We start from the raw sequence: 16,275 nt of genomic DNA, 5'->3' as shown, positions 1-16,275 counted from the left end.
CCAGCCATTCGGCTGTTGAAAGCCGCCGTAATGACGGGCAAAGACTTAATTCAGACCATCCCTAGAGCGCTATGTAGAGCGGGCAGACACCTTCGTTTCGATGCGAAGCGGTCCTGACCATGCCCGATTCAATGACGATGCATCTTCCCTCGCAGTGGCAGGGCAGCCGACAGGATTTGCGGTCTTGCCGGTAGCGACATCTTGTGTCCGGCAGCATCATCCAAGCATGCTGTCGTTGTTTTCGGTCAGCCAAACCAGGCTGTCGCCATCACGACACATCATCGAAATGGGGATCACATGAAAAATTTGCCACTGGGCGGCAGCACAGGCTTTGTTGGAGGCCTTCCCGTCTGGAAGATCGTTGCGGCTCTTGCGATCGTCGTCCTGCTGCTGAACAGCGCTTTCGTGATCTCGCCCAGCGAAGAAGCCGGTACGCGCTGGCTGGGCGGCACGCCGATGACGTCGGTGCCGCTTACCACCGGCATGCATTTCAAGGTCCCGTTTTTCGAGAACGTCGACCGCATCCAGACCAGTCGTTCGGTCTATACGCTCAACTCGCTGGACGTCTATACCAATGACAACCAGAAAGTCACCATCGACGTCAGCATCATCTACCAGATTCCCAGCGCCGCCGTGATGAACCTGCTCTATCACGTCGGTCGGGCAGGCAACTTCGATATCGACGGCACGATTCTTCCGGTCGTGAGGGATCGCGCGCTGGCCGCGTTTGCCCAGTACAACACGCTGACCATCTCCGACCAGCGCGCACAGATCACCCTGCAGATGAGGAAGGACATCAGCGAGGCACTGCGACGGCTGTTCAACGTCGAAACAATCGACGTGCAGCTGACTGGCATCCATTACTCGCCCGTATTTGACCAGTCCATCGAGGAAGCGGTACGTGCCAAGAACCTCGCGGTCCAGGCTGAAAACACCGTTGCGCAAAAGAAATTCGAAGGCCAGCAGAAGACCGTGACGGCAGGGGCTGAAGCCCAGGCCGCGGTCGAACGGGCAAATGGCGAGGCGCAGGCCATCGTGCTGCAGGCAGATGCGCAAGCCAAGGCGATCGCCTCCGTGGGCAACGCCCTCAAGTCCAACCCGGACTACGTGCACTTCTACGGCATGCAACGCTGGAACGGCATCCTGCCGCAGGTCGTGGGCGCCGGATCGATACCGATGATCGATCTGCATACCGGAGATGCCGCGAAGTAGTCGCGGCGTCGCTGTCAGGAGCGCTGGTCCATGCATCGTTGGACCAGTGCTGTTGATGTCGGTTTGCGACCCTAAGCCGACGTCGCTATTTCTTTAGGTAAATCGTGTCCCATGCCTGAGATCATTCGTCCTTGGAGAGAATGCCCTTTCGCAGTGGACAGCTTTTATGTTGTCTTGAAGTCATTCACTGCGCTTCGCGACAAGTTCGTAGAAGGCGAGATACTTCAGTTTGAAAAGGATGCGTGGTCTCGATACGACGGCATCACCGGGTACTTCTTTCGTCAGAAAAGCTCAATTTTTACGAGAGTGTGGGATATAGGTGACGGCGACGATATCGAGCAGTGGCGTGAGCTGTTTGTGGAGCGCGAGCCTGCATAGACTGCCAGTGTCTGCTATCGACGGCGGCCTCAATCGGTCGACGACTCAGCTAGCCGAAGTCGCCACGGCCGCAACATGAGCCTGACTGGCTGCGATGCCCGACACCGGTACCTGTGTCGTGAGCATGGCGCCCAGGGTCAGCAGGCAGATCAGCAGGCAGGCACTGAACAGGGTCTGCAGCATCAGGGTTTCGAATTTCATGAGGGTTCTCCGCGAGTGAGGTTGGGAAGCTTTCGCTAGGTATATGGCAACGCCCGTGCCAAGGCTTCGAATCCGCGGCAGGCCGCATTCCCAAGCCATTTCCCGCATTGCTGCTCGACGAGTACACGTGTCCGCGGACGGCGTCGCTGTTGTCCGGACAGGCACGGATAGCGGACAGTGAGCATCCGTCATCGAGCCATGGCGGACACGACTTCCAGCTTGAGACGCGCCTGCGGTTATCCTGCTCGGACGGTATATTTTCAGTCTCTTCTCGAAACCGCTTATCCGGGGAGCCAGCCATGGCCAGCTACAACCCGATCGATGCCACGCCCAGCCGCGAGCAGGCGCTGCATGCGCTGTACGAGGCGGCGGAACTCGAACACTGCCTCATGTGCACTTATCTGTACGCCGTCTTCTCGCTGAAGTCGTCGGTGGAGGAGGGTCTGACGGCGGAGCAGCTCGATGCCGTCACGCGCTGGCGGCGCACGATCCTGCAGATCGCCACGGAGGAGATGGGGCACCTGGCTTCGGTGTGGAACATCACCGTGGCCCTGGGTGGCGCGCCGCGGATCGGGCGCTCGAACTTTCCGCTCGATCCCGGCTACCTGCCGGCTGGCGTGGTGGTGAAACTGGCGCCTTTCAACGCAGCCACGTTGCAGCATTTCATCTATCTGGAGCGGCCCGCCGATTCCACCGAGCCTGAGGGTGAAGGCTTCGCGCCCGAACGTGTCTTCGTGCGCGCTGTCGATGGCCCTCGGCTTACTCCGATGGGTCTGGATTACGATACCGTGGGGGTGTTCTACCAGAAGCTGAGCGAAGGCCTGTGCAAACTGGTCGCTGCGCACGGCGAGGCTGGTGCGTTGTGCGGTGATCCTGCGTTGCAGTTGTCCGGTGCCGAGGTATCGCTTCCTGGCGCCAAGCGCGTGATCTGCCTGAAGACCGCGCTGATCGCCTTCAACGCGATCATCACCCAGGGCGAAGGCGCGCAGCAGAACAGCGAGGACTCGCACTACCAGAAGTTCGCCGGGATACGCGCGGAATACCAGGCCTTGCTCGCCGCAGATCCTTCTTTCGTGCCAGCGTTTCCCGCGGCCACCAACCCGGTGCTGCGGCGGCCACCGCGCCCGGAAGGCCGTGTATGGATCGAGGATGCCCGAGCCATCGCGACGGTCGATCTGGCCAACAGCGCCTATGGTTTGATGCAGCGCCTTCTCGCCTATAGCTATGCCGTGCCGACGCAGGATCCGGACAAGATGCTGGCGCTGGATCTGTCGATCGGCCTGATGCACGCACTGGCGCCGCTGGCCGAACGCGCCGCGCGATTGCCGGCAGGTCCGTCGAATCCCGTGTGCCATGCCGGTGTCTCGTTCATTACGTTGCGCGATGCATCCGCGTTGCCACCCGGTCCGGGTGCCCGCCGTTTTTTCTGCGAACGCATGCAGCAACTGGCGGATGCGGCAGCGCGCCTGAACGAAGCTGGCGATGCACGCACCGCCGCCGCGGCGACGATCCTCTCCCGGCTTGCGCAAAACGCGGTACGGGGTTTCGATCTTTCCAGGGCGGCACCATCGGTCGTGTCGTCTGCATCGCCTGCGGTCACGCCCACCACGCAACCCGCGCCACCGACGTCCGTGCAGGATGGCATCGAACAGGTCGAGGGTGAAAAGCTGACCCTGTTGTTCGAAACGAAGCGGTGCATCCACGCGCGCTTCTGCGTGACCGGCGCGCCCACCGTGTTTCTCGCCAACGTGCAAGGCCCGTGGATCCATCCCGACACGATGGATGTGGAACGGCTGGCGGACATCGCCCACGCCTGTCCTTCCGGCGCGATCCGCTACAACCGGCGCGATGGTCGCCCCGATGAATCTGCGCCGCCGGTGAATCTCGCGGCCACGCGTGAGGCCGGCCCGTATGCGCTCCGCGGGGAGCTGCATCTGAACGGCGTGCCCGCGGGATATCGCGCCACGCTGTGCCGCTGCGGGGCGTCGAAGAACAAGCCGTTCTGCGACGGCTCGCACCATGACGTCCACTTCACCGCCACTGGCGAACCGCCGACGGGAACGTCGACCGATGCGCTACCCGTGCGCGACGGCCCGCTGCATATCGAGCCGCAAACCAATGGCCCGTTGAAGATACGCGGCAATCTCGAGATCACCAGCGGAACCGGCCGCATGGTGGCGCGGACCACGAGCACGTTCCTGTGCCGCTGTGGTGCCAGCCAGAACAAGCCGTTCTGCGATGGCAGTCACGCCAGGATCGGATTCATGGCGGAGTGATGCTTCGCATATGCAGTACGTCGTGTGATGCATGACGGTCATCAGTTATGGCTTGCGTGAAGTTCTGCATGTCCATTTTCGTGCGGACTCAACCGATCCATGCCAGTTCGACTGACGCTCAATGCCGCTCCGGTCCCGCCTGATCGAAGTAAGTCCAGCTCTTGCCGTCAGCGTCGAGCTGCTTGAGCTTCACGGCGAAGTCGAAGCTCGTAGCACTCAGCGCGCTGCCGTCGATGCGTTGCATGGTCAGGCCAGTGGCCGGCTGCCTTGGCTGCAACGTGGTCGGCTTCACCTGATAGTCGGTCAGCGGGCGCATCAAGGCACCGGCCAGTGCCTCGCGCAGTGCACGGCCCTGCGCCTTCGGCAGTGACAGTCCGAGCAGGGCGGCGATGGTGGGGGCGACGTCGACGTTGCCGCTGGGTAGCGGATCACTGAAGCCCTGCTGGAAACCGGGGCCGGCGGCGAGCAAGGTGTTGTGCACGTCGATCGGGCTGAAACTGCCGTGCTCGCCGCGTTCGTTCGCCTGGCTGGCGTATTCGGTGCCGCGGTAGCCCTGGATCACCGCATCGGCATCCCAGGCGTAGCTGATGATGATGTCCGGTCCGCGCGCGGCGTTTTCCAGGTGCACGCTTTCCGCCGGCAGGGTGCCGGGGATGTCGCCGTAGCGCTTCGCCACAAAGATCGCACCGATGTATTCGCGCGACTGCAGGAAGCGCACTGTGCGCTTGATCAGGGCAGCATCGTGTTCGGGCTGGTAGAGGTATTCGGTACCGCCGTTGGAGGCGATCACCAGTGCGCTCTTCGGCAGGATTTCGGGTACGAGGTAGCTGGGCGTGGTGTAAGCACCGGGCTTGCCGCACAGACGGCCGTCATCGTCGTAGCGGGTCTGCTGCAGCGGACTGCCGCCGGCACGCAGACCGCTCATCACCGGCACGTACATGCAGCCGCTGCCGTCGAACGCGGTGAAGCCGGCCTGTGCGAGCTGATCGGCCAGGCGGATGCCGCCGGAGACGGAATAGCCCCAGTCGTTGTCGATGCCGGCGACGCGGCCGTCGTTGATCTGGCGCAGCGGAAACAGGTCGCGTGGGCCGGCGATATTGCTGTGGCCGTGGTCGGAGACCACGATGACGTCGGTGTCCTGCGCCATGCCGAGCTGCTGCAGCCGGGCTTCGAGCTGGCCGAGCAGTTCGTCCTGCGCCTTCAGCGCGAGATGGAATTCCGGCGAGCCGACGCCGTACAGATGCTGGGTGGTGTCCGGGTTGCGCAGCCACACCACGCTGAGATCGGGCCGATGCTTCGGCAGGATCACATCGAGGTATACCTTCATCATCCAGGCGTTGGCCGGGGCCGGCGTGGTTTCCGCGGCGGCGGTGGCGTCTGCGGTGACGCCATCCTTCAGCGTCACCATCTTGCCCTGCTCGGTGGGCGAGTCGTTGTCCTCGCGCAGGCTGAGCTGGTCGGACGGATAGGTGTTGGCAGTATGCGCGGGCAACGCATAGCCCGCCTGTTGCAGCTCTTTGGCAAAAGCCAGCGGCAACGCGGTGTTCTCGTCGAAGATCACGCCGCCTTGCTTGTAGTCCTGCAGGAATGCGGGGCCGGATTTGCCGACCGCGGCCGTGGTCAGACCGGCCTTCTGTGCGGCGGCGAACAGCGTGGGCAGTTCCAGCAGTTCGTGGTCGAAGTGCGCATCCAGATCGCGCAGCACGGCGTAGTCCTCGGTGTAGATCGGATCGCGGAAATCCGCGGCCGCGCCTTTGGCGTTGAGGCCGCTCGCACCCGGTGCCCAGAAATGGTTGCCGTAGAAACCGAGCGGGCCGGGGAAGGCGCCGGTGGCGAAGCTGGACGCATTGGCCATGGTGAAGGTGGGGTAGGTCGCGTGGTTGTCTTCGAAACGGCTGCCGCGCTGCGCCAGTGCCAGCAGGTTCGGTGTGTCCTCGGCACTGATCGCATCCGGCCGCATGCCGTCCCAGACGAACAGGATCACCCGGTGCGGCTTCGATCCCGTGCTGCTGGAGGCTGCATGCGCGCCGGGCAGCGCGACCAGCATGGCCAGGGCAAGCAGGAGGGGCAACAGCGACAGGCGGCGAAACGCAGTGGTCATGGGGTAACCCGGATGGCAGTGAACGCGACATGCTGCCTTGCACGTGTTGCAGTTTGCAGTCGAACGCCTAGACATCAGCCTGGACAGGCGGCTTCGTTTTGCGGATTTTGCTGCCATGCGACATGGAACTGTCATGGACACCGGACACCATGGCGGGTCAAACTTCGGGCCGCTATTCCATGCGGCATCAAGGGGAAAACATGTCGATCCAGGTCGCCAGCAACATGCTGCGGGCGCAGCGCCGTCGCAGCCTCTCTCTTTATATCTCCTGCCTGCTGCTGGGCATGCCGCTGCTGGCGCACGCGCAGCAGGACAGTCCCGATGCACATGCGGCGGTATCCAGCACGCCACCGCCCGGTACGAAGCCATCCAGCAGCGCAGTCAACCTGAACACCATCGTGGTGACTGCGCAGAAGCGCGAGCAGCAGGAAAAGGATGTGCCGATCTCGATCTCGGCGTATTCCGGCGACTTCCTCAAGACGCTCGGCATCACGCATATGGATGACCTGGGTCGCTACGCGCCCGGCGTGCAGGTGCAGGTGCAGAGCCCGAACACGCCCAGCATCGCGATACGCGGCATCACCACCGACGACACCTCGGCCAATACGCCCGGGCGCGTGTCGGTGTTCCAGGATGGCGTCGACATCAGCCGTGCGACCGGCTCGATCGTGGCGCTGTACGACATGGACCGCATCGAGGTGTTGCGCGGCCCGCAGGGCACGCTGTTCGGCCGCGGTGCCGAAAGTGGTGCGCTCTCGCTGATCGACAACAAGGCCAACGACACCACTTCGGGCGGCTTCACCGCCGAGTTCGGCAATTACGACAGCCGCATGGTCAACGGTTTCTTCAATACGCCGCTCAGCGCCAACGTGGATGCGCGCGTGGCGGTCTACGACAGCGAACACGACGGCTATATCAAGAACCTTGCCGGCGGCACGCTCAATGGCGAGGACACCAAGGCAATCCGCGCCAGCCTGCATATCAAGACCGGCGAACAGAGCGCCATCGACCTGGTCGCCAACTACCAGTACGACACGCCGCCGGGCACGGATTTCCGCAGCCTGCTGCCCGACAGCCAGGGCTCGACGAACGTGTTCGGTGCCGCCGATCTCAACGAAGGCAGTGCGCTCGGCATCCACCGCAAGATCTACAGCCTCGCCGCGCTGGGCAGCTTCCAGCTCAGCGACGACTGGACGCTGAACACCACCACCGGCCTGCGCAGACTCAATTCCAACGAAGAGTTCGACGGCGATGGCTCGCAGCTCGACATGCTCAACTTCGGCAATCATTCCAAGACCCACCAGGCCAGCCAGGAAGTCCGTTTCAACTACGACAGCGGCGGTCGCTTCACCGGCTTCGTCGGCGCCAACTTCTTCTACGAGAACGGCAGCCAGGCGGTACCGTTCAACACCGACGAGCGCAGCCTGCTGATCGACCTGATTCCGCTGGCGCGCAGCCTCGATCCCGCTGTGGTCAATCTCCTTTTCGGCTCGACGGATCCGTCGCTGCTGACCTCGAATTTCCAGCCGAACCAGCCCTATAGCGCGATCCCGTTGCTCAACTCCCCGCTCAACCCGAACGAGAGCGAAGGCTACGAGAACCACGGCAGTACACGTTCGTATGAAATTTTCGCGGACGGCACCTACCACCTCACCGACAGCTTCGACATCACCGGTGGCTTGCGGGTGGCGCATGAGGACATCACCGCGGGCTACCAGGTGTTCAATGCCACCGGTCCGAATGCGGCCAGCATTGGGCCGGCCTTTGCGTTGTTTGGAGCCGGCGTCAACGGCATCACGGCGCCCAACGATCTGTTCGCGCCGACCAATGGCCTGCTCACCAATGCGAAGACCACCAATTCGGTGGTGGGTCGCCTGATCGGCACCTGGCGCGTCAACGACGACATCAATGCTTATGCCAGCGTGTCGCGCGGACGCCGGCCGGATGCACTGGAGTTCAACGTCAATCCCAATGGCAGCTATACCAAGGAGGCACTGCCAGCGGAAACTCTGTGGAACTACGAGGTTGGCGTCAAGGGTTCGGCGGACGAGGGCAAGTTCGCCTACGATCTGTCCGCGTTCTATTACAACTACACCAATTTCCAGAGTCAGGTGTACCAGGCCGGGCAGTACATCGCGGTGAATTCCGGCCGCGCGCATTCACCGGGCTTCGAGGCTTCGCTGCAGCAGGCGTTTACCGACAACTTCAGCGCCTTCCTCAACTACAGCTACCTGCATGCGCGCTTCGACGGCACCGACCAGAACGGCAACCCGCAGCAATACGCGGGCAACCACTTGCGTCTGGCGCCAGACAACACGGTGTCGCTGGGTCTGCTGTGGAATGTTCCGCTGGCCGTCGACCGAGCGTTCTACTTCCGGCCCAGCTACACCTGGCGCTCGAAGATTTACTTCGAGGACGACAACAATCCTAGCTATGCGCAGGCCCCATACGGATTGCTCAACCTGCGCACCGGCGTGACCTTCGGCCAGGGCCGCTGGGATGTGGGTCTCTGGGGTAGCAACCTCGCCAACAAGAAGTATCTGATCGACGGTGGCAACACCGGCGAGAACTTCGGATTGCCGACCTATATCCCCGGTGCACCGCGGACGTTCGGGATCAGCATCTCCGGCAAGTTCTGAGGCAACCGGTGCGGCGTCGCTACAAGGGTCTGCTGGTAGCGACCGCCGTGCTGGCGGTCGCCATCGCGGCCGGCCCGCGGGTGCATCTGCACCCGCTGATCCTGTCGGCGTTGCCGCAAGCCATGCCGCAGACGCCAGAGGCGCTGCAGGCATGGGTGGATGCTGGCGAGCGTGCCGTGAGCGGGCTGCGCCCGGACAACCAGGCACGCGTCGTCTGGGCTGACCCGGCGCATCCGGCACGTACATCCTGCGCGATCGTCTACCTGCATGGATTCGGTGCCAGCCAGGGTGAGGGCGCACCGGTGCATCGGCAGCTGGCCCACGCCTTTGGCTGCAACCTGTATCTCAGCCGCCTGCCCGGGCATGGTCTGGTTGCCGCCGATGCCATGCGCGGACTGGACGCGCAGCATTTGCTGCAGGGTGCAGCGCAGGCGCTGGCAATCGGCCACGTGCTGGGTAACAAGGTGATCGTGATCGGCACCTCGACCGGCGGCGCGCTGGCGCTGGATCTGGCGGCGCGGCAGCCGAAGCAGGTGGATGCGCTGGTGCTGTGGTCGCCGCTGGTGCGCGAACGTGGCAACGGACTGGCACCGATGCTGTGGCCGTGGGGGCCGAGCTGGCTGCGCTATGTGAAGAACCACGGCGGCACGATCGTGCATGGTCGGTCGGATTCGGTTTACTGGGCCGCCGATACACATATGGACGGCTATCGCAGCCTGACCGAGCTTACTCGTGGGGAGATGCAGCCGGCGACTTTCGCCAGGGTCATCGCGCCGGTTTTCCTCGGCTATTACTACCGCGACGAACAGCACCAGGATCCAACCGTGTCGGTGGCGGCGATGCTGGCGATGTACGACCGGCTCGGCACGCCGCCCACCTTCAAGCGCAAGCAGGATTTTCCGGATGCCGGCGCCCATGTGATCGCTTCGCCGCTGCGCTCGCAGGCCAGCGCAGCGGTGTTTGCCGCCAGCCGTGATTTCCTGCAACAGGTGGTCGGCCTGGTGCCTGTGGAGCATTGAGCGGCACAGGTCGTGTCAACGCCGTTTCATATATCCGGGGCACGATGCCATACGCACCGTGCGCTGCCGTCGAGTGAACCCATGAAACGTCTATGCTTGGCTATCGCTTTTGTCGCCGGAGTCCTGGCCGTGCTGCCTGCTGCTGCGCTCGCTCATGAAAAGCCACTCGCTGCCAGGGTGCTGGTGATCGGCCATCGCGGTGCGCCCGCATGGCGGCCGGAACACACGCTGGCCTCCTACGGCAAGGCGATCGCCGATGGTGCCGACTTCGTCGAGCCGGATCTGGTGATGACCAAGGACGGCGTGATGGTGGCCCGTCATGAGAACGAGATCGGCGGCACCACCGATGTTGCAAGCCATCCCGAGTTCGCCGCGCGCAAGACCACCAAGACGATCGACGGCCATGCGGAAACCGGCTGGTTCACCGAGGACTTCACGCTGACCGAGCTGAAGACGCTGCGTGCCCGCGAACGTCTGCCGCAGTTGCGCAGCACGAAGTACGACGGCGAGTTCCAGATCCCCACGCTGGACGAGATCATCGACTTCGTCGCCGCCGAGTCGGCGGTGGTCGGACATCCGGTCGGAATCATCCCGGAGATCAAGCACGGCAGCTATTTCCAGCGACTGGGACTGCCGATGGAAGACACCTTGCTGGCCACGCTGGCAGCACACAGCTACACGCGCACGGCGCCGGTGGAAATCCAGTCGTTCGAGATTGCCAACCTGAAATATCTGCGTGGCAAGCTGGGCACGATGCATCCGAACATCCGCCTGCTGCAGCTGATCGATGCTGCCGACCAGCAGCCGTATGACGTGGTGGCTGCAGGCGGCAAGCTCAGCTACGGCGACATGCTGAAACCGGTCGGACTGCACGAGATCGCCCGCTATGCCGATGCGATCGGCCCGAACATCAACGCCATCATTCCGTCCACCGCCGATGGCCATCTGGGCGCGCCGACCACCCTGGTGCACGATGCGCACGCGGCCGGACTGGAGCTGCATCCGTATACCTTCCGTCCGGAGAATCAGTTCCTGGCCAGGGATTTCTGGCAGGGCAGTGATCCGAAGACCTTCAACGAAGCTGGCCTGCTCGCCGAGATCCGCGTCTATCTCGATGCCGGCATCGATGCGTTCTTCGTCGACGATCCGGCCATCGGCCGCAAGGCGCTCACCATACGCTGAGCGGAGTCGACGCACGCCTGTCACGGGACTGCAGCGAAGCTGACCGAGCATGCGCGCACCTTGGTCACCCGGTGGAATCGGTATGCGTCGTCTGCTGCTCGCGTTGTCCTTCGGCGTGTTCGCCGTGTTGTGCTGTGGCCAGACCATCGCCACGCCGGTGCTGCTGATCTCGATCGACGGCCTGCGTCCTGCCGACGTCCTGCAGGCACGTCAGCGCGGTCTGAAGCTGCCGAATCTCGAAGCTTTCCTGCAGCGCGGCGCCTATGCGCATGACGTGCGCGGCGTGCTGCCCACGTTGACCTATCCCAGCCACACCACCCTGATCACCGGTGTCTCGCCGGATCTGCACGGCATCGGTGGCAACCTCACCTTCGACCCTTACAACAAGAACCAACAGGGCTGGGACTGGTATGCCGGCGACATCAAGGTACCCACGCTGTGGGATGCCGCGCATGCGGCCGGTCTGAGCACGGCGAACGTGCACTGGCCGGTCAGCGTGGGCGCGCAGGTGGACTGGAACCTGCCGCAGATCTGGCGCACCGGCACCGCGGACGATCGCAAGCTGCTTGCAGCACTGGCCACGCCCGGCCTGTTGCCGTCGCTGGAGCAGGATCTCGGTCCGTATGCCGATGGCATCGCCGAGGATCTGCCGGGCGACCAGAACCGCACGCGCTTCGCGATCAAGCTGCTGGAGACACGCAAGCCGTATTTCATGACGGCCTACCTCACGGCGCTGGATACGCAGCAGCATGCGAGCGGCCCGGACACGCCGGCGTCGCGCAAGACGCTCGAAGGCATCGATCAGCTGATCGGCGAACTGGTGGCGGCCGCACAGCGCGTGCACCCGGATGGTGTGGTGGCGATCGTGTCCGATCACGGCTTCGCGCCGGTGCAGCATGACGTCAATCTCTATCTGCCGTTCATCCAGGCTGGCCTGATCACGCTGAAAGATCGCGAAGTAAGCGACTGGCAGGCGATGCCGTGGAACGATGGTGGCAGTGCGGCGATCGTGTTGCGCGATCCTGCCAATGACGCCATCAAGCTGAAGGTCGCTGCACTGCTGAAGCAATTGCAGGGTGACCCGCAGTACGGCATCGCGCAGGTGCTGGATCATCCGCAGATCATGGCGCAGGGCGGTACGCCGATGGCCAGCTGGTTCGTGCAATTCCGGCTGGGTTACGAAATGGCCATCAAGCCGGATGTGCCGCTGCTGTCGCCGGGACATTACCTGGGCATGCACGGTTACGCTGCAGCGCTGCCGGAGATGCGCTCGACCTTCCTGATCGCAGGGCCGGGTGTGCCCGCCGGCAAGGATCTCGGCTCGATCGACATGCGCGATATCGCACCCACGCTGGCCGTGCTGCTTGGTGTGCAGCTGCCGCAGGCGCAGGGCAAGGCGTTGCTGGGCGGGGCATCACGCTAGGCGCGATTCACCCATTGTGCGGGCGAGACTTCAGGCGGATGGTTCAGTGGCTACGGATGAGGATTTGGTCGCCGTGGCACGCAGGGCGAATGCGGTGACGCAGCCCAGCAGCGCCCCGGCGATCTGTGCAAGTACGAAGTCGCTGACATCCTGGGGCCGGATGCCGGCGAATGTCTGGGTCAGTGAGCGTGCAAGGGTCACCGCCGGGTTTGCAAACGAAGTACTGGCGGTGAACCAGTAGGCGGCGAAGATGTAGCTTGCCACCAGGGCGGGAATCGCCGCGGGCCGGTGACGGCGGCCCAGCAGTATTGTCAGCAGCAAGCCGTAGCTCGCCACGCCTTCGCTGATCCATAGCGGCGCACCCGTGCGGGCATGCATGCCGGGCTGGATCAACGGCAGGCCAAACATGGTGTGCGCCAGCATGACGCCGGCTATCGCTGCGATGATCTGTACCCCGATATAGGCCACCATTTCGCGGCTGCTGATCTCGCCATGGATACGCATCGCCAGTGTGACGACCGGATTGAAGTGCGCGCCCGAGACCGGTGCGAACAGCACGATGAGAACGTAGAGGGCGCCTGCGGTGGCGGCGGCATTGGCGAGGAGGGCGACGGCGTCGTTGCCGCCGGCAAGCGCCGCACCCATGATGCCCGAGCCGACGATGGCGGCCAGTAACAGCGAGGTGCCGATGAACTCGGCCAACAGCTTGCGCCAGAGATTCATCAAAGCGTGCTCAGCAGCGTGCGTACGCGCGAGGCAATATCGTCGCGAACGGCCCGATAGGCGTCATCGTCCATGTGCCTGGGATCGGCCAGGGCCCAGTCCTCGCGGCGCTTCGCCGGCACCAGCGGACAGGCATCACCACAACCCATCGTGATCACCGCGTCGAACTCGCCATCGACTTCGTCGAGCGATTTCGAGGTGTGCGTGGTCAAGTCATATCCCAGTTCCTGCATGAACCGGATTGCTTTCGGGTTGATCATTCCGGACGGAAGTGAGCCCGCACTCAAGGCCACGACGCCGCTGCCGCCGTGGATGCGCGCGAACGCTTCCGCCATCTGGCTGCGGTTGGAATTCTCGATGCAGACGAAGAGCACGCGCTTCATGCCGGTCAGCGGGTGTATGTGATCGTTGTTCATCGTGATTTCCGGGCTGGCTTGCATGCGATTGCGGGTGTGCAGCAGTCCGTGTCGTTCAGCCCCGCACAGCAGTTCTCGGTGAGGAAGCCGAGCAGCGCATTCATCTGCTTGTAGTTCGCACGACACTGGATCACGCGTCCCAGGCGCTCGTCGCTGACCATCCCCGCCCTCCGCAGGATGTGCAGGTGATTGGTGAGTGTGGCTCCTGGCAGGCCGGTGGCCATGGCAAGTTCGCCCACAGCCATGCCGTCTTCACCGGCCTGGACAAGCAGCCGGAACAGGTTCAGGCGGTGCTCCTGGGAGAGGGCGCTGAGACAAACGAGTGCATCTTTTGATTTCATATTTCCAGAATCATGGAAATAAATGATTGAGTCAAGCACCGGCAACACCCATGCGGGTCATGCCGTTCGCGTTTGAACGGTACTGGACGATGCCGCTGTGAATTGCAGCCGACTCGTGACTATGATCGGCGGACTCGGTTTCGCAAGGATCGTGCATGTCGGTCATGCCATCAGCCACCTGGTCGGCGCAGGGGCGTCCAAGGCTTGCAGCGTTCACAATGGTCGTGGCGGTCGCGGCGATCCTCGGTGCCCTTCTGGCCGATCCCGCGCTGGCTGATGGCTGGCGGATGTTGCACTGGCTATGCAAGCCGCTGACTACGGCGCTGATCCTGTTGCTGGCATGGAGCGCAAGGCCGGTAGTGTCGACGCGCTATCGGCACCGGATTTCGGCCGGCATCGTCTGTTCGCTGCTCGGCGATGTGCTGCTGATGTTGCCGCAGGATCTGTTCGTGCCCGGGCTGGTGGCCTTCCTGCTCGGCCATCTGTGCTTTCTTGCGGCGTTCCTCAGTGACAGCCGCTTTGCCGTGCGGCCGCCGTGGCTGCTCGCCAGCTGGGGTTACGGCGCGGTCAACCTGTGGCTGTTGTGGGATTCGATTGGCGTATCGCTGAGGGTGCCGGTGATCGTCTATGTCGTGGTGTTGTCCAGCATGGGCGGGCAGGCGCTGGCGCGTGCCTGGATGTTCGTACGGCGTGGCGATGCGCAGGCAGGTAGTGCTCGTCGGGCCGCCGTCGGCGCCGTGCTGTTCATGCTGAGTGACAGCCTGCTGGCCTGGAACCGCTTCCATGCGGCGATCCCGTTATCGAGCCTGTGGGTGTTATCGACGTATTATCTGGCCTTGTGGTGGATCGCGCGCTCGGTGCAGCGCGACGACACCTTGATCGAGGCAGGTGCTGCGCAGTGAATACGCCGGAACTCATCATCACCTGGGCGACGCCGGTGTTCTTCCTGCTGATCGGGATCGAGCTGCTGGTGGCGAAGCTGCGAGGGCGGCGCGCGTACGCCACCAATGACGCGATGAACAGCATCGGGCTGGGGGTGATCTCGCAGATCGTCGGCGTGTTCAGCAAGCTGCTGACGTTCGGCATCTATGCATGGTGCGTGCAACACCTGGCCCTGTTCGCGCTGCCGGCGGACAGCCTGTGGGTCTGGGCTGGCGCATTGCTGCTGTACGACTTCTGCTACTACTGGCTGCACCGCTGCGGGCATGAGGTGAACATCCTGTGGGCCGCGCACGTGGTGCATCACCAGAGCGAGCACTACAACCTGTCCACCGCGCTGCGCCAGACCGGCAGCGGCGCGTTGCTGGGCTGGCTGTTCTATCTGCCGCTGGCCTTGCTTGGTGTGCCGCTCAAGGTGTTTGTGATCGTGGCGCTGATCGACCTGCTGTACCAGTTCTGGGTGCACACCGAACAGATCGGCCGGCTCGGCTGGTTCGACCGGGTGTTCTGCTCACCGTCCAATCATCGCGCACATCACGCGGTGAACGACCGCTACCTCGACCGCAACTACGGCGGCGTCCTGATCGTGTGGGACCGGCTGTTCGGCAGTTTCGTCGAGGAAGACGACAACGACCCGCCCGTCTACGGCACACGCTCGCCGCTGCGCAGCTGGAACCCGCTGTGGGCAAATGCCGAGGTGTACTGGCATACGGCCGTGGATGCGTGGCATGCGCAGCGTTGGCGCGACAAGTTGCTGGTATGGCTGAAGCCGCCGGGCTGGCGGCCGGCCGATGTCGCAGCGCGCTATCCGAAGCCGGCTTTCGTGATGCCCAGCGAACGCTTCGATCCGCCGGTGCCGAAGGCACTGATGGTCTATGCCCTGGTGCAGTTTGCGCTGCTGCTGGGGATGACCACGCAATTCCTCGGCATGGCCGGTGCAGCCAGTCTGTCGGCATTGCTGGCCTATGCACTGTATCTGGTGACCAGCCTGTGCGTGCTGGGTGCGTTGATGGAAGGACGGCGCTGGGCGCTGTGGGCGGAAGGCCTGCGCGTACTGCTGACCGCGCTGCTGCCGCTGCTGCTCGGCCGCTGGTTCGGCATCGATCATCTGGACGGCCATATCGCGCTCGCCATCGCGGCGGTGTTCGGCTTCAGCGCGCTGGCGTTGCCATGGCTGGGTCAGTCGTCTTCCGCGGTGGGAGCGGCTTCGGCGGCGAATTGAGGAGGAATTCCGGACAAGCCTCATTTTTGCCGTCATTCCGGCCCTTGCCCCCTCTTGCGGGGTTCGCCGGAATGACGGATGGGGAGTTTTCGAGATTCCCCTGAGCTATTGCAACGGTAGATATCAATGCTGCTTGCTGCACTGCGCTGCGCGTGTCCCGGCGCATTCGCTATGATCGCCGCTTGCTTCCTCAGGGTCAGGCG

Annotated in this window: 15 protein-coding genes; 9 read left to right on the top strand and 6 right to left on the bottom strand. The window is 63.4% G+C overall.

The genetic code is table 11. From position 1 onward, the window contains the following. Window positions 1-297 precede the first annotated feature (297 nt). Together B0E51_RS01360 and B0E51_RS01355 are read left to right on the top strand one after the other, a co-directional pair. Entirely contained in the window at window positions 298-1,212 is a 915-nt protein-coding gene (locus B0E51_RS01360) for a prohibitin family protein (RefSeq protein WP_077443023.1), read from the top strand. 111 nt (window positions 1,213-1,323) lie between these two features. Then, window positions 1,324-1,590: a hypothetical protein gene (locus tag B0E51_RS01355; protein ID WP_143525750.1), complete on the top strand. Its 267-nt coding sequence runs from the start codon at window positions 1,324-1,326 to the stop codon at window positions 1,588-1,590. A gap of 45 nt (window positions 1,591-1,635) precedes the next feature. On the opposite strand, the gene B0E51_RS19415 is transcribed toward B0E51_RS01355, so the two are convergent. Beyond that, complete coding sequence (locus B0E51_RS19415; RefSeq protein WP_168172533.1) at window positions 1,636-1,791, bottom strand: hypothetical protein; 156 nt, start codon at window positions 1,789-1,791, stop codon at window positions 1,636-1,638. A 299-nt stretch (window positions 1,792-2,090) separates the two neighbouring features. On the opposite strand from B0E51_RS19415, the gene B0E51_RS01350 reads away from it, so the two are divergent. Continuing rightward, window positions 2,091-4,067, top strand: coding sequence for a ferritin-like domain-containing protein (locus B0E51_RS01350; protein WP_077443021.1), 1,977 nt, complete (start codon window positions 2,091-2,093; stop codon window positions 4,065-4,067). A 118-nt stretch (window positions 4,068-4,185) separates the two neighbouring features. Here the strand turns inward: B0E51_RS01350 and B0E51_RS01345 are convergent, their stop codons facing one another. Then, complete coding sequence (locus B0E51_RS01345; protein WP_168172547.1) at window positions 4,186-6,168, bottom strand: alkaline phosphatase family protein; 1,983 nt, start codon at window positions 6,166-6,168, stop codon at window positions 4,186-4,188. Window positions 6,169-6,368: 200 nt separating this feature from the next. Here B0E51_RS01345 and B0E51_RS01340 point away from each other — a divergent pair, with 200 nt between their 5' ends. The 4 genes from B0E51_RS01340 to B0E51_RS01325 all read left to right on the top strand — a co-directional run bounded on the left by B0E51_RS01340 (window position 6,369) and on the right by B0E51_RS01325 (window position 12,431). Continuing rightward, a complete protein-coding gene (locus tag B0E51_RS01340; RefSeq protein ID WP_168172546.1) occupies window positions 6,369-8,807 on the top strand; it encodes a TonB-dependent receptor in 2,439 nt (812 codons plus the stop codon). A gap of 8 nt (window positions 8,808-8,815) precedes the next feature. Continuing rightward, window positions 8,816-9,826: an alpha/beta hydrolase gene (locus B0E51_RS01335; protein ID WP_077443019.1), complete on the top strand. Its 1,011-nt coding sequence runs from the start codon at window positions 8,816-8,818 to the stop codon at window positions 9,824-9,826. Between the two features lie 81 nt (window positions 9,827-9,907). Further along, entirely contained in the window at window positions 9,908-11,008 is a 1,101-nt protein-coding gene (locus tag B0E51_RS01330) for a glycerophosphodiester phosphodiesterase (RefSeq protein WP_077443018.1), read from the top strand. A gap of 82 nt (window positions 11,009-11,090) precedes the next feature. Further along, on the top strand, window positions 11,091-12,431 hold the full coding sequence (locus B0E51_RS01325; RefSeq protein WP_143525749.1) for an ectonucleotide pyrophosphatase/phosphodiesterase: 1,341 nt from the start codon (window positions 11,091-11,093) through the stop codon (window positions 12,429-12,431). A 30-nt stretch (window positions 12,432-12,461) separates the two neighbouring features. Here the strand turns inward: B0E51_RS01325 and B0E51_RS01320 are convergent, their stop codons facing one another. From B0E51_RS01320 to B0E51_RS19805, 4 genes are read right to left on the bottom strand one after another with little or no spacing between them, the layout of a single operon-like run. Beyond that, on the bottom strand, window positions 12,462-13,154 hold the full coding sequence (locus tag B0E51_RS01320; protein ID WP_077443016.1) for an MIP/aquaporin family protein: 693 nt from the start codon (window positions 13,152-13,154) through the stop codon (window positions 12,462-12,464). Then, window positions 13,154-13,570: an arsenate reductase ArsC gene (locus B0E51_RS01315; protein ID WP_254424353.1), complete on the bottom strand. Its 417-nt coding sequence runs from the start codon at window positions 13,568-13,570 to the stop codon at window positions 13,154-13,156. The genes B0E51_RS01320 and B0E51_RS01315 overlap by 1 nt, the downstream gene beginning before the upstream one ends. Beyond that, complete coding sequence (locus tag B0E51_RS01310) at window positions 13,567-13,911, bottom strand: metalloregulator ArsR/SmtB family transcription factor (RefSeq protein ID WP_077443015.1); 345 nt, start codon at window positions 13,909-13,911, stop codon at window positions 13,567-13,569. Before B0E51_RS01310 ends, B0E51_RS01315 begins: the two co-directional genes overlap by 4 nt. A gap of 31 nt (window positions 13,912-13,942) precedes the next feature. Then, entirely contained in the window at window positions 13,943-14,077 is a 135-nt protein-coding gene (locus B0E51_RS19805; protein WP_256364096.1) for a hypothetical protein, read from the bottom strand. Here B0E51_RS19805 and B0E51_RS01305 point away from each other — a divergent pair. Continuing rightward, window positions 14,076-14,813: a lysoplasmalogenase gene (locus tag B0E51_RS01305; RefSeq protein WP_254424376.1), complete on the top strand. Its 738-nt coding sequence runs from the start codon at window positions 14,076-14,078 to the stop codon at window positions 14,811-14,813. The two genes, B0E51_RS19805 and B0E51_RS01305, sit on opposite strands and share 2 nt — an antisense overlap. Then, window positions 14,810-16,072, top strand: coding sequence for a sterol desaturase family protein (locus tag B0E51_RS01300; RefSeq protein ID WP_077443013.1), 1,263 nt, complete (start codon window positions 14,810-14,812; stop codon window positions 16,070-16,072). The genes B0E51_RS01305 and B0E51_RS01300 overlap by 4 nt, the downstream gene beginning before the upstream one ends. Window positions 16,073-16,275: the final 203 nt, after the last annotated feature.

It is taken from the genome of Rhodanobacter sp. C05, assembly GCF_002001165.1.
Lineage (GTDB): Bacteria > Pseudomonadota > Gammaproteobacteria > Xanthomonadales > Rhodanobacteraceae > Rhodanobacter.
Note: the sequence above shows the minus strand (reverse complement) of the source record. Positions and strands in the feature narration are given on the sequence as shown.